The 14,049-nt window shown below is 48.9% G+C and carries 11 protein-coding genes and 5 tRNA genes; 5 read left to right on the forward strand and 11 right to left on the reverse strand.

Annotated elements, in window-relative coordinates; translation table 11 throughout:
* Positions 1-308: 308 nt before the first annotated feature.
* The 3 genes from FEK47_RS02910 to mtfA all read right to left on the reverse strand — a co-directional run bounded on the left by FEK47_RS02910 (position 309) and on the right by mtfA (position 2,706).
* Positions 309-1,571, reverse strand: coding sequence for an integrase arm-type DNA-binding domain-containing protein (locus FEK47_RS02910; RefSeq protein ID WP_135487618.1), 1,263 nt, complete (start codon positions 1,569-1,571; stop codon positions 309-311).
* A gap of 161 nt (positions 1,572-1,732) precedes the next feature.
* Positions 1,733-1,808: transfer RNA gene (locus tag FEK47_RS02915), tRNA-Asn, on the reverse strand.
* Between the two features lie 100 nt (positions 1,809-1,908).
* The gene (mtfA, locus tag FEK47_RS02920) at positions 1,909-2,706 is read right to left on the reverse strand and encodes a DgsA anti-repressor MtfA (RefSeq protein WP_138183094.1); all 798 of its coding nucleotides are present in this window, start codon (positions 2,704-2,706) and stop codon (positions 1,909-1,911) included.
* A 93-nt stretch (positions 2,707-2,799) separates the two neighbouring features.
* Here mtfA and FEK47_RS02925 point away from each other — a divergent pair.
* From FEK47_RS02925 to amn, 3 genes are all read left to right on the forward strand, one after another.
* Positions 2,800-2,889: transfer RNA gene (locus FEK47_RS02925), tRNA-Ser, on the forward strand.
* Between the two features lie 347 nt (positions 2,890-3,236).
* Positions 3,237-4,553 (forward strand): shikimate transporter, encoded by a 1,317-nt coding sequence (gene shiA, locus FEK47_RS02930; RefSeq protein ID WP_135487617.1) that lies wholly within the window; start codon positions 3,237-3,239, stop codon positions 4,551-4,553.
* Between the two features lie 101 nt (positions 4,554-4,654).
* Positions 4,655-6,109, forward strand: a complete 1,455-nt coding sequence (amn, locus tag FEK47_RS02935; RefSeq protein WP_135487616.1) for an AMP nucleosidase — start codon at positions 4,655-4,657, stop codon at positions 6,107-6,109.
* A gap of 94 nt (positions 6,110-6,203) precedes the next feature.
* Here the strand turns inward: amn and FEK47_RS02940 are convergent.
* Positions 6,204-6,279 (reverse strand) — tRNA-Asn (locus FEK47_RS02940).
* 130 nt (positions 6,280-6,409) lie between these two features.
* Entirely contained in the window at positions 6,410-7,867 is a 1,458-nt protein-coding gene (gene yeeO, locus FEK47_RS02945) for a toxic metabolite efflux MATE transporter YeeO (protein ID WP_346763439.1), read from the reverse strand.
* Between the two features lie 160 nt (positions 7,868-8,027).
* On the opposite strand from yeeO, the gene FEK47_RS02950 reads away from it, so the two are divergent.
* Positions 8,028-8,103: transfer RNA gene (locus FEK47_RS02950), tRNA-Asn, on the forward strand.
* A gap of 36 nt (positions 8,104-8,139) precedes the next feature.
* Here FEK47_RS02950 and cbl read toward each other — a convergent pair.
* Both cbl and nac read right to left on the reverse strand, forming a co-directional pair.
* Entirely contained in the window at positions 8,140-9,090 is a 951-nt protein-coding gene (gene cbl, locus FEK47_RS02955) for an HTH-type transcriptional regulator Cbl (protein WP_135489138.1), read from the reverse strand.
* Between the two features lie 101 nt (positions 9,091-9,191).
* The gene (nac, locus tag FEK47_RS02960; protein ID WP_130216427.1) at positions 9,192-10,109 is read right to left on the reverse strand and encodes a nitrogen assimilation transcriptional regulator NAC; all 918 of its coding nucleotides are present in this window, start codon (positions 10,107-10,109) and stop codon (positions 9,192-9,194) included.
* 324 nt (positions 10,110-10,433) lie between these two features.
* Here nac and FEK47_RS02965 point away from each other — a divergent pair.
* Positions 10,434-10,509, forward strand: a tRNA-Asn gene (locus FEK47_RS02965).
* Between the two features lie 56 nt (positions 10,510-10,565).
* On the opposite strand, the gene ldtA is transcribed toward FEK47_RS02965, so the two are convergent.
* The 4 genes from ldtA to cobU form a co-directional block, all read right to left on the reverse strand.
* Entirely contained in the window at positions 10,566-11,501 is a 936-nt protein-coding gene (gene ldtA / locus FEK47_RS02970; protein WP_135487614.1) for a L,D-transpeptidase, read from the reverse strand.
* 61 nt (positions 11,502-11,562) lie between these two features.
* Complete coding sequence (cobT, locus tag FEK47_RS02975; protein ID WP_135487613.1) at positions 11,563-12,642, reverse strand: nicotinate-nucleotide--dimethylbenzimidazole phosphoribosyltransferase; 1,080 nt, start codon at positions 12,640-12,642, stop codon at positions 11,563-11,565.
* A gap of 24 nt (positions 12,643-12,666) precedes the next feature.
* A complete protein-coding gene (cobS, locus tag FEK47_RS02980) occupies positions 12,667-13,410 on the reverse strand; it encodes an adenosylcobinamide-GDP ribazoletransferase (protein WP_135487612.1) in 744 nt (247 codons plus the stop codon).
* Positions 13,407-13,952 carry a bifunctional adenosylcobinamide kinase/adenosylcobinamide-phosphate guanylyltransferase gene (cobU, locus tag FEK47_RS02985; protein WP_135487611.1) on the reverse strand — a complete coding sequence of 182 codons (546 nt, stop codon included), beginning with the start codon at positions 13,950-13,952 and terminating at the stop codon, positions 13,407-13,409. The genes cobS and cobU overlap by 4 nt, the downstream gene beginning before the upstream one ends.
* Positions 13,953-14,049: the final 97 nt, after the last annotated feature.

Raw genomic sequence — 14,049 nt, forward strand, 5'->3', positions numbered from 1 at the left:
TACAGGATATATTTCCCGAGTGGTTTGTGGCACAGATATTTTTGCGTATTAATTGTTTTTTCCGTGAAAATATCGATTATTGATAGATTTTCACCTGTTTTGATTTGCACGCAAATCAAAATGGTCTGTTGCCTATTAATAAGATATTAATTAATAGATTTCTGCCCAAAATTATTCTACTGGAATAATTTTTGACGTTCTCCGATTAATAATGGAAAAACAGCGGCAATACAGCTCAATACAAAAAAGCAGATCCCGGTCAATCAGTATCTGCTTTTACATTTTTAATGATTCCCTCTATTTCTGATTCAGGCTGCCTTATGCTGCCGCGCATAAATATACGGCGCAACATACTCCTCGCGGCACACATCCAGATAATCCGACCACCACTGCATCATGACTTTTCTGGCCTCCAGATGCTCCGCCTTATGCACGTATGCCGCCCGCACGCTGTTGCGCTCCTGATGGCTCATTTGCTGCTCTACCGTATCGCGCGACCAGAGATCCGACTCCACCAGGGCGCTACAGGCCATCGCTCTGAGTCCATGTCCGCACACATCGGTTTTCGTGTCATACCCCATCAGACGCAGTGCCCGGTTGGTGGTGTTTTCGCTCATTGGCTTATACGGGTTATGGTCGCCGGGGAATACCAGATCCAGATGGCCGGAAATCTCCTGTATCTGCTTCAGAATGGCGACAGCCTGGCGGGACAGCGGCACGATATGCGGAGTTCGCATTTTTGCGCCACGCTCCGAAAACCGCACTTTGTCGATGGATTCTCGGGTGGCGGGGATGGTCCAGATTTTGTGCCTGAAATCGATCTCACCCCAGCGGGCGAAACGCAGTTCGCTGGAGCGGATGAACAGGTGCAGCGTCAGCACCACCGCCAGCCGGGTTAACTCCCGGCCCTGCTGGTAGTCGCCAATACGGCCAAGCAGTTCAGGCAACCGCTCCAGCGGTAAAGCGGGATAGTGATTTTTTACGGGTGAGGCGACAACGCCATCCAGATGCTGCGCCGGATTGCTTTCGGTAAGTCCCTGCTGAACGGCATAGCGCATGATGTTGCTGAGTTGCTGTCGTGTTCGGGACGCGACTTCCAGAAAGCCCTTATCCTCAATAACCCGCAGCAGGGCCGTGAAATCCAGCGTTTTAAGCGTAGTAACGGGCAGATGACCAATCGCCGGGAAGATGTGGTTTTCCATACTGGCGAGAATACGGGCGGCATAATCAGCCGACCATTTTTTGTTGGTTTTGTGCCAGGCCAGCGCCACCGCCTTAAAACACTTTTCAGGGGAGCAGGCGGATTTCTCTGCCATGCGCTGTTGCGCCGGGTTGATATTCTGCGCCAGTAGCTTGCGGATACCGTCGCGCTGTTGCCTGGCTTCTGCCAGTGAGACAAGCGGGTATGCGCCAAGACTGACTCTGGATTCTTTTCCGTTGAAACGATATTTGAGATACCAGATGCGTGAACCGCCCGGATTGACGAGCAGATACAGACCGTGAGAGTCGGAGAGTTTTACCGGACGGGAAGAAGGTTTTAACTTGCGGATTTTAGAATCGTTTAAAGACATTTGGGGGTCACTCCAGAATCGAACCAAACTGACCCCAGATCTGACCACCAAATTATCCCGATGCGGAGAGAAAACCAGATACGCACCGGGAAAGATTCTCACGCTAACTTACTGAATCGTAAACAAATAGATACGTACAGATAAGCATGAAAACTTGAATTTGGCTCCTCTGACTGGACTCGAACCAGTGACATACGGATTAACAGTCCGCCGTTCTACCGACTGAACTACAGAGGAATCGTGAGAACGAGGCGAATATTACTTAGCAGCGCAGCGAGTGTCAACACTAAAATTCGCAAGCCATTTCAATCGGTTAATTAAGCAACAAAATTTATATTTAATGAACATTTGGTACTGGATAGGTGTCTCGCCCATTGGCATTTCGTAGCCGTTGTAATGGATCCTGCTTATAAAATTGGCAGAAACGTTGCCACAGCGAGGGGAAGCGTGGCGCAAAAAGCTCCGGTGCACTAAAAAAGTATTCGGAAAGCACGGCAAAACATTCTGCAGGGTCACTGGCAGCATAAGCATCGATGCTGGAGGCATTTTCGCCCACTAACTCAATTTCTTCCTGAATATTATCCATCGCCGCATGAAGATCGTGTTCCCATCCTGCGACCTCACGTAAAGAAATAAAGGGAACTCCGCTGGCGCGATCGCCATTTCGCGTATCCAGTTTATGTGCAACTTCGTGGATAATCAGATTAAAGCCCGAGGCATCGAAAGAATCTTGTATATCGAGCCAGTTCAGCACGATTGGGCCTTGCTGCCAGCTTTGTCCTGATTGAACGATACGTTGATTATGTACCAGTCCTATATCGTCTTCCCATTCATCGTTCACCACAAATGGCGCAGGGTAAATTAGCACTTCATGAAAACCATCCAGCCATTCCAGTCCAAGCTCCAGAACAGGCAAGCAGAAAAGTAAGGCGATGCGACTACTTTTCAATGCATCAAGTTCAAATCCTTGTAGCGGGACCAGTCTTTTTTGCTGTAAAAAACGTTCGGCAAGAGTGACTAGTTTGCTTTGCTCCTGCTCTGTCAGACATGTCAAAAGAGGTATCGCCAGAGCTTCCTTCCATGGCAGCGTATCTTCATGATCTGTTTCTTGTACTTTCCAGGGCCACTTAATCATCGTTTTGCTCGCAAACTCGTCACTTGAACAAAATTGCACGGACAGGGACTGTTAAAATGCCAAATTTCCTGGCATCATGGCAACCATCTGAACGGAGAGATGCCGGAGCGGCTGAACGGACCGGTCTCGAAAACCGGAGTAGGGGCAACTCTACCGGGGGTTCAAATCCCCCTCTCTCCGCCAATCATTCAAGCAATTAGCTCGCCTGGTGTCAGTGACACAAATCCCATTAGGAAAATTCAAAAAACCCCATCAGAGATAAATAGCATCAGCCAAGCATGTTTTGCGGCTTTAGCATTCACATTTTTCTGTTCAACGCGGTTGTAATATGCAACTGAACCTATAATTATGTTTCGTTTCCAGCATATTACCGTTACCCCCTCCCGGCCCTTCATCCTCAGTTCCTGGCATAAAAACATTTGCAGATGCTTTCTGTCGCGTTAGTCTCATAAGGTTCGTTTATAGATCGACGGCAATGTGAGTTACCTTTTCCATACTAATTATAAAAAGACAGTACAAACAGGATCACTATGGACTCCACGCTCATCTCCACGCGTCCCGATGAAGGAACGCTTTCGTTAAGTCGCGCCCGACGCGCTGCGTTAGGCAGTTTCGCGGGTGCCGTCGTCGACTGGTATGATTTTTTACTCTATGGCATTACCGCCGCATTGGTGTTTAATCGCGAGTTTTTCCCGCAGGTAAGCCCGGCAATGGGAACGCTCGCTGCATTTGCTACCTTTGGTGTCGGTTTCCTTTTTCGTCCGCTCGGTGGCGTCATTTTCGGCCATTTCGGCGACCGACTGGGGCGTAAGCGCATGTTGATGCTTACCGTCTGGATGATGGGCATCGCCACAGCATTGATCGGCATTCTCCCTTCATTCTCAACTATTGGCTGGTGGGCACCAATTTTACTGGTGATGCTGCGAGCTATTCAGGGATTTGCTGTTGGCGGCGAATGGGGAGGCGCTGCGTTGCTGTCCGTTGAGAGCGCGCCCAAAAACAAAAAAGCCTTTTACAGTAGCGGCGTACAAGTTGGTTACGGTGTAGGGTTACTCCTTTCAACCGGACTGGTGTCACTGATCAGTATGATGACAACTGACGAGCAATTTTTGAGCTGGGGTTGGCGCATTCCTTTCCTGTTTAGCATCGTACTGGTGCTGGGTGCATTGTGGGTGCGCAATGGCATGGAGGAGTCCGCTGAATTTGAACAACAGCAGCATAATCAAGCGGTAGTGCAAAAACGCATCCCGGTTATCGAAGCTCTGTTACGACATCCCGGTGCTTTCCTTAAGATTATTGCGCTGCGACTGTGCGAGTTGCTAACAATGTATATCGTTACCGCCTTTGCACTTAACTATTCGACCCAGAATATGGGGCTGCCGCGCGAATTGTTCCTCAATATTGGTTTGCTGGTGGGTGGATTAAGCTGCCTGACAATTCCCTGTTTTGCCTGGCTTGCCGATCGTTTTGGTCGCCGTAGGGTTTATATCACCGGCGCAATAATCGGAACGTTAAGCGCATTTCCTTTTTTTATAGCGCTTGAGGCACAGTCCATTTTCTGGATCGTTTTCTTCTCCATTATGCTGGCGAACATTGCGCATGACATGGTGGTTTGCGTGCAACAGCCGATGTTCACCGAGATGTTTGGTGCCAGTTATCGCTACAGCGGCGCTGGCGTCGGATATCAGGTTGCCAGCGTGGTAGGCGGTGGATTTACACCTTTTATTGCTGCTGCTCTGATTACTTATTTTGCTGGAGACTGGCATAGCGTCGCCATTTATTTGCTGGCTGGCTGCCTGATTTCCGCAATAACCGCTTTGTTGATGAAAGACAATCAACACGCTTGATAGCCTGGCGAAGATCGTCCGATCTTCGCCTTACACTTTTGTTTCACATTCCTGTGACATACTATCGGAAAAGCGGTAATTGTATGGAACAGGAGACACACATGAATAATAAGGGCTCCGGTCTGACCCCAGCTCAGGCACTGGATAAACTTGACGCGCTATATGAAAAATCTGTAGTCGCTTTACGCAACGCCATTGGCAAATATATTAAAAGTGGCGAACTGCCTGATGAAAGCGCCCGAAAACACGGTCTTTTTGTCTATCCATCGCTGACCGTGACCTGGGACGGTAGCGCAACAAACCCTCCCAAAACACGCGCGTTTGGTCGTTTTACTCACGCTGGCAGCTACACGACCACCATCACCCGCCCTGCTCTCTTTCGTTCATATCTTAATGAACAATTAACTCTGCTGTACCAGGATTATGGTGCACATATTTCCGTGCAACCGTCAGAGCATGAAATTCCTTATCCCTATGTCATCGACGGCTCAGAGCTGACGCTTGATCGCTCAATGAGCGCCGGATTAACTCGTTATTTCCCGACAACCGAACTGGCACAAATTGGCGATGAAACGGCAGACGGCATTTATCATCCAACGGAATTCTCCCCGTTATCGCATTTTGATGCACGCCGGGTAGATTTTTCCCTCGCACGGTTACGCCATTATACGGGTACGCCAGTTGAACATTTTCAGCCGTTCGTCTTGTTTACCAACTACACACGTTATGTGGATGAATTCGTACGTTGGGGGTGCAGCCAGATCCTTGATCCTCATAGCCCCTACATTGCCCTTTCTTGTGCTGGCGGGAACTGGATCACCGCTGAAACCGAAGCACCTGAAGAAGCCATTTCCGACCTCGCATGGAAAAAACACCAGATGCCCGCATGGCATTTAATCACTACCGATGGTCAGGGTATTACTCTGGTTAATATTGGCGTGGGGCCGTCAAATGCCAAAACTATCTGCGATCATCTGGCGGTGCTGCGCCCGGATGTCTGGTTGATGATTGGTCACTGCGGAGGATTACGTGAAAGCCAGGCTATTGGAGATTACGTACTTGCGCATGCTTATTTACGCGATGACCACGTTCTTGATGCGGTTCTGCCCCCCGATATTCCTATTCCGAGCATTGCTGAAGTACAACGTGCACTTTATGACGCCACCAAACTCGTCAGCGGCAGGCCGGGTGAGGAAGTTAAACAGCGGCTACGCACTGGAACTGTAGTAACCACTGATGACAGGAACTGGGAGCTACGTTACTCGGCTTCTGCACTTCGTTTTAACTTAAGTCGGGCCGTGGCGATTGATATGGAAAGTGCCACCATTGCCGCGCAAGGATATCGTTTCCGCGTGCCATACGGGACACTACTGTGTGTTTCAGATAAACCGTTGCATGGTGAGATTAAACTTCCCGGTCAGGCTAACCGTTTTTATGAAGGCGCAATTTCCGAGCACCTGCAAATTGGCATTCGGGCGATAGACTTGCTGCGCGCAGAAGGCGACCGACTGCATTCGCGTAAGCTGCGGACCTTTAATGAACCACCGTTCCGATAATGAGTTCAGATCCTTTGCGTCAGGAAAAGATGTGAAGGATTTGATTAAGTAACAAAGCAAAAAGCCCGCTATAAAAGCGGGCTTTTCAGAAATTTGGCTCCTCTGACTGGACTCGAACCAGTGACATACGGATTAACAGTCCGCCGTTCTACCGACTGAACTACAGAGGAATCGCGAGAACGGGGCGAATATTAACGATGCCCATCCACAATGTCAAAGCCTGTTTTTTAATTTTGAATTCGTTTGCTGAAATAATCTGCGCTTTGTCGTTTATTCCGACACGCCTGGCTTTTTTTCATACTATTTATGCTCAGGACGAGGGTATTTCCATAGCCATCGCCCTGTCACCATTCGCCAGTAAAACAGCACAGCCCGCACGGCCCAGTCGGCAAACATCCCCATCCAGACGCCAACCACACCCCAGCCAAGCATGATTCCCAACATATAACCGACTACTACCCGGCATCCCCACATGCTCAGCATAGAAACCCACATGGCGTAGCGTGCATCTCGAGCACCTTTAAAACCAGCAGGTAGTACCCAGGAGGCAGACCAAATCGGCATAAATAAAGCATTCAACCAAATCAGAATCACAACGACATGTTTAACCTGCGGATCCTGGGTATAAAACGACGCCATAATCCCGGCAAAGGGGGCTGTTAACCAGGCTATTGCCGTTAACCCAATAGTGGACAACCAGAACACATGCCTCAATTGAATTTCTGCTTGTGCTATCTGCCCTACCCCCAACCTTCGACCCGTAATGATTGTAGAAGCAGAACCAAGTGCACTTCCTGGTAAATTGATAAGAGCCGCAATCGAAAAAGCGATAAAATTCCCGGCAATTACACTCGTCCCCATTCCGGCAACGAACATTTGTGTTAATAACCGGCCACTGGTAAATAATACGGATTCCACACTTGCCGGAATACCAATCCCCATTACTTCCCAGATAATGCTGAAATTCAATGGCTTAAAATAGCTCTTTAACGAGATCCGTAACGCAGGATTAAAACCAATCGCCAGGACCCACAAAATGGCGACTGCGCCAATATAACGGGAAATAGTTAATCCCAGCCCTGCCCCGACAAACCCTAACCCCTGCCAGGAGAAAAGACCGTAAATCAATATGCCGCTAATGATGATATTAAGGATATTCAAACTACCATTTATAAGAAGCGGTATTTTCGTATTCCCTGCGCCGCGAAGTGCTCCGCTGCCAATCAAGGTGATTGCCGCCGCAGGGTAACTGATGACGGTCAGTTCCAGATAAGTCAGCGCCAGTGCTTTTACCTCCGGCGTGGCCTCACCTGCAACAAAATCGATAATTTGCTCACCAAAATGATGAATAAGCGCTGCCAACAGTACGGCAAACAATGTCATGATCACTAATGACTGCCGTGTCGCTACCCTCGCTCGCCGTCGATCACGCTTACCGAGACTAAATGCCACAACGACTGTAGTACCAAGGTCGATAGCTGCAAAAAAAGCCATAATGACCATATTGAAACTGTCCGCCAGCCCAACGCCTGCCATTGCATCTTTTCCCAGCCAACTGACCAGAAACGTGCTCAGTACGCCCATCAACAGGACACAGGCATTCTCCATAAAGATAGGAACAGCAAGCGGGGTTATCTCACGCCAGAACAACACCTTGTAGCTCTTACGTTTTGCGTGCCAGCGAGTGCCATGAACAATCTGGCGTAAAGCTGAGGAGATATTCAAAACTGACCTTAATTGCAGAAAGTGAAACCACATTTCAAATAATGAGGGAGAATGAGCAAAGCTGCAAAGATTTTCGCCAGCAAATTGTCTGCAAATGCAACAAACTGTTGATAGAAACGGCAAACGGTTGAGAAATTTAAAAATCAGGTTTGACAAAAGATTTTTCGCCGTTAAGATGTGCCTCAACAGCGATTCCTCTGTAGTTCAGTCGGTAGAACGGCGGACTGTTAATCCGTATGTCACTGGTTCGAGTCCAGTCAGAGGAGCCAAATTTCTGAAAAGCCCGCTTTATAGCGGGCTTTTTGCTATATCTGATAATCAATTTCCTCTTCACTATTTTCCATCACCTGTCGCTTAATATCCTCAACCGACAGTCCTGCATTGCACAGTTCCAGAAAACGCCAGACATAGTTACGCTGTAATTGTCCTCGTTTTAGTCCCAACCAGACGGTATTAGCATCGAAAAGATGGCGCGTTTCCAGACGAATTAAATTCTCTTCCTCTTGTTCGCCACTGGATTGTTCGGCGACTAATCCAATCCCCAGACCAAGGGCTACGTAGGTTTTGATAACATCAGAATCCTGTGCACTCAATACAATATCTGCCAACAAACCTTTGCGGGCAAATGCGTCATCAATCCGCGAGCGACCAGTAATCCCCTGTCGGTAAGTGATCAACGGCCACTTCGCTATTGATTCCAGCGTCAATGGCGTAATTTTTGTTAAGGGATGATTATCTGGAACGAGCAAACTATGATGCCAACGAAACCACGGGAAGGCGACGAGTTGCGGATCATTGCTCAGACGCTCACTGGCGATGCCAATATCGGCCCCGCCATTTTGCAGCAACGTCGCAATTTCCTGTGGTGTTCCCTGGATAAGCTCAAGCCGCACTTCCGGGAAAAGTTCGCGAAAGGCTTTAATGACCTTTGGCAAGCTGTAGCGTGCCTGAGTATGCGTCGTTGCGATAGTGAGAACGCCAGATGTATCGTTGGTAAAGAGATCGGCAAGTCGACGAACATTACTGGCTTCATTCAGAATGCGTTCTGCAATTACCAGCAATGCTTTGCCCGGTTCAGTCATACCAAGCAGTCGTTTGCCCCGACGAACGAATATTTCTATACCAAGCTCATCCTCCAGCTCTCGAATATGACGGCTGACACCTGACTGTGAGGTAAAAAGCATATTCGCAACCTCTGTCAGGTTGTAATCCTGACGTGCAGCCTCGCGGATTATCTTTAGTTGTTGGAAATTCACGGCAAACTCCGGGCAGATCAGACATTCCGCCATTGTTAAAGTCTAACGCCCGGCATAACAAATAATAAAAACCCGCATCTTATTCCATCCAGATATAACGTTTAGCTAACCAATTGCCATTGTCTTTTTTCCATGACTGGAGGACTGATCACTGACAATAAAAGCTCTTTCACTGCTTGTGCCTGTGGCGACAGTTTTGCTCTGGCAGGTAAATTTAATGACAAGGAGAGACTCATTGACGGTGTGGTAATACGTGACATCCATCCGTTAACTGCGTCACATAACGAGCGCGCGGCTGATTCGGGTAACACTGCAACCCCCATGCCGCTGGCAATCGCTGCGGTAAGCGTGGCGATAGACTCAATTTCACCGATGACTTTTGCCGTGAGTCGCCGTAAAGAAAAAGCCTCATCAACGCGGAGTCTTACGGCACTGTAATCGCCGGGAAGAAAGAGATTCATTTGCGCTATAGCATTAACATCAACGCTTTGCCCTGGAAAATCCTGAGTTCCGACAAGAAAAAGATCTTCTTTTAACAAAGCCTGGCTGGATACGCCTGCCACAGGGGAATGCTCGTAAATTACCGCCATATCAAGCTGGCTATTTATAAGTTTATCGTTAAGAACAGCGCCGCTGTTTTCATGTAGATAGATAATCACTTCCGGAAATTCGGCACGTACCGCCTGTAATAAGGGCATGGTAATAGACGACGCGGCAGTTCCTGGCGCAAAGCCAATTGAGACTTGACCCGATAATGTCTGACCTACGTTATGAACTGCCAGTTGGGCCTGTTCACACTGACGTAAAATTGCCCGCGCATGGGTATAGAGAATTTTTCCGGCGTCTGTTGGAGTAACGCCACGTTTAGTGCGAATCAAAAGTTGTTGATCCAGCTCGCCTTCCAGTGTAGCGACCTGCTGACTGAGCGCAGGCTGCGCGATATGCAACACTTCAGCAGCCTGGGTCAGGCTACCAATGTCTACAATTTTTACGAAGTATTTCAGGCGTCTGAAGTTCATGTTGCCTCCGGTTTTTAAGAATCGGCCCAAGTGCCGGTATTACTCACAACCAGATTGCAAGATGCTTGCCAGTTTAAGTTTGGCGCTAACGCGAAAGCTAATCGCCTGTCAAATAAGAGATTATGATTGTTTTGTCCTTTCATCCGGGTTACAGAACGAGCGTTAATTGCCCCATAAAAGGATGGCATGCACTACAATGGAACATTACAAAAAAGATTGAATGTTCATCGCTTTGTCGAAATTGCCAGCAAACGAACAAAAAAATGCATTTCCCCCTTTGACATCGCGGAACGCTGCCATTAATATGCGCCCCGTTCACACGATTCCTCTGTAGTTCAGTCGGTAGAACGGCGGACTGTTAATCCGTATGTCACTGGTTCGAGTCCAGTCAGAGGAGCCAAATTCAAAAAAAACCTGCTTTCGAGCAGGTTTTTTGCTTTCTACGTAACAACTATTTTAAAACATCTGCCTGGAACCAGAATTAACTTGCACAGGCATTCCCGATCGACGTTGCAACGCAGCATTTGCCCGATTTACATCAACCTCTTGTCCATTGATAAATGCCTGCAATGAAGGCGTTACCGGCAATGGCACTTTTCTGTCGGACTCATATTCCGCCCGATTGCGCGATAACGGTTCATGAACTTCCAGCCACTTTGAGCCATCCAGTTCCGTTGTGTATTTCACCGGCTGATCGATAATTTGCACGCGCGTCCCGACTGGAACATTATCGAACAAATACTTTATGTCATCATTGCGCAGACGAATACAGCCCTGACTCACCCGTAAGCCAATGCCAAAATTGGCATTAGTTCCGTGGATGGCATAAAGCCGACCAATATAGATGGCATAAAGCCCCATAGGATTATCGGGACCCGCAGGGACAAATGCTGGCAGGCTCTCCCCTCGTTTTGCATATTCACGGCGAGTATTAGGGGTTGGTGTCCAGGTTGGTGCTTCTTGTTTACGTTCAACGGCAGTCACCCAATTGCGCGGCGTTTCACGCCCGGCCTGACCAATGCCGATAGGAAACACTTCCACAGTATTTGTGTCCGGCGGATAGTAATAAAGACGCATCTCAGCGACGTTAACCACAATCCCTTTACGAACAGTGGCGGGCAAAATCAGTTGCTGCGGAATGGTGAGTTGCGAGCCAGACTTCAGCAAGAAAACATCAGCACCCGGATTCGCTTCCAGCATATTACTCAGGCCTTGCCCGTACTGTGCAGCAAAGGTTTCCAGCGGCTGGGTATTGTGATCAGGAACCGTTATTGTCAGTGGTTGCCCTACTAAACGGCTACCCTCCGGAGGGAGTGGGTAAGTTACCGCCAGACTATTATGGCTGGCAAAAAGCAGAACAAATGAACAAAGAATATTTACACGACGCATCATGTCCCTTTCCTAAGTCGCGAAAGCTATCCGATAAGTATAGCTTTTATCTGACTTTTCGTTTTTAACTGTTCAATTCAGAAGTCGTCTTTCCCGGTAGAACAATATTACTGGCGGCAAGTTCACCCATGTTGCTGTATATCGCGCAGGCGGCTTCGATGATGGGCATCGCCAGCGCTGCGCCACTCCCCTCACCTAAACGCATTTCCATATTGAGATAAGGCTCCAGCCCCAAATGTGACAGCGCTATACGCGCCCCTTTTTCTGCCGACAGGTGAGAAGGAATGAGATACGGTTTGATTGCAGGACACATCTGGCAGGCGGCAAGTGCAGCGGCGTAAGAAAGAAATCCATCCAGCAACACGGGTAAACCGCAGGAAGCGGCACCTAACATTACGCCAGCCATTCCGACCAAATCAAACCCACCGACTTTGGCCAGCACATCAATACCATCCTGTGGATTCGGTTGATTCAATGTTATTACCCGACGAACAACATCAACTTTATGAGCCAGTTTATCTGTCGGCAGGTTTGCGCCAATACCGACCACTTCTTCAGGATCGCGTCCAGTAATCGCACTGACTATCGCCGCTGCCGGTGTGGTATTTGCCATCCCCAGTTCACCCACACCAAACAGCGTGACGCCATTTCTCGCTAACTCGCGCGTATATTGTATGACGTCCAGAAGTAACGCTTCAGCCTGACAGGGGCTCATTGCCGGACCCGAGGCAATATTACCGCTACCTCGTGCGACACGCATGTTAATAAGCCCAGGGATAGGCTCAACGGTATCAATCCCAACATCAATCACGTGAACTTTAGCGCCCGCTTGTGCTGCCAGCACACACACCCCAGTTGTTCCACGTGTCATATTTTCAGCCTGGATGGCTGTCACTGCTTTCGGAGAAATAGCGACACCTTCATCCCAGACACCATGATCGGCACACATAACCAGCACTGCTTTTTGGCCCACATGAGGCACACCATTCAGTCCCGGCATTCCTGCCAGTTGTACGGCAAGCGCCTCCAGTCTTCCCAGACTACCGACAGGTTTGAGTAACCCATCAATATACCGTTGGGTACGCGACATAGCGGCAGGATCGATGGCAGGGATCGTATTCAATAATTCGGCGAGTGTTTGCATGTAACGTCTCCTCGGTAATCAGTCTTATAGCAGTGCCAGCAGGAAGACCAGTTCACCAAGCTCTATGGCTGCTCCCAGCGTATCGCCGGTTTGCCCGCCCAGAGTCCGTTTGAGAAGCTGACCGAGGACGAAAATCGCCACCATCGTCACCACCATAGCAACCACACCATGCATACCTGGCAATAATACGGCAGCAAAAATAGCGGCTAAACCGAGGGTGACACAGGTTTGTCGCCCGTCAATTTTGCCAATGAACACATTACCAAGCCCTTCATCCCGGGCATAACAATGACGATACATCAACAATGCGGCAGTCCCACGGCTAACCGCACATGCTGCCGCCAGCGATGCAAGGATCGGTTCGCCACGCAGTGCCAACTCGCTTAGCACCAGAATCTTTGCCAGAACCACAAAAATCAGCGCCAGACCACCGTGAGTACCCAAACGGCTATCACGCATGATTTCCAACATGCGATCGCGGCTACGTGCAGAAAATACGCCATCACAGGTATCTGCGAGGCCGTCCAGGTGGAATCCCCCTGTCATCAGCGCCAGCACCAGCACGCTAAACAGTGCCGCCAGCGGTATGCCACACCATGTCTGCAACGCCATGAAGACCAGTCCACTAATGGCGCCAAGCAATAAACCAATTAAGGGAAAAGTAATGATACCGCGAGAATAATGCTCAAAATCCAGCCCCTGGGACCAACGACGCGGTACAGGCAGACGCGTAATAAAAGAGAGCATCGCCCAAAATAATTTACTCATTTGATTTTTACTCCAATACCCGAAACCACCAGCCATACTTCATCTGCCGCAGCGGCCAACTGCTGATTTACCCGCCCGGCAATATCACGAAAATGTCGCGCCAGACGATTCTCCGGCACAATCCCCATGCCCACTTCATTGGTCACTAATACGACCTTTGCAGTACAACGTTGACAGGCGGCAATCAACGATTGAATCTCACCATTAATCGCCTGCTCCATCGCGTCATAATCCCATTTTTCAGGATCTTTATTGCCGCCATATTCAAACAAAAGATTAGTCACCATTGTTGTAATGCATTCCAGCAACACGGCAGCCTGCGGATTAATGTCTGCGTTAATTAACTCATCAAGATTGTGCCAGCGTTCCACCGTGTGCCAGTGCGCCGGGCGACCTTGCCGATGGTGTTCAATCCGTGCGGCCATCTCATCATCAAAAATTTGCGAAGTAGCGATATACAGGACCTGTGGAGTGTCCCCAATAAGCGCCTCGGCGTGCCGGCTCTTCCCGCTCCGTGCGCCCCCCGTCACCAAAATCATCATACGGACTCCCGGTTCAATTGTATGATGGTATTCATTGACCAGAGCAATGGATATTCCACTGTTACTGACCGTAATAACATTTCTTCGATTAATACTG

Origin of the sequence: Escherichia sp. E3659, assembly GCF_005781135.1 — a bacterium.
In the GTDB taxonomy this organism is placed as follows: domain Bacteria; phylum Pseudomonadota; class Gammaproteobacteria; order Enterobacterales; family Enterobacteriaceae; genus Escherichia.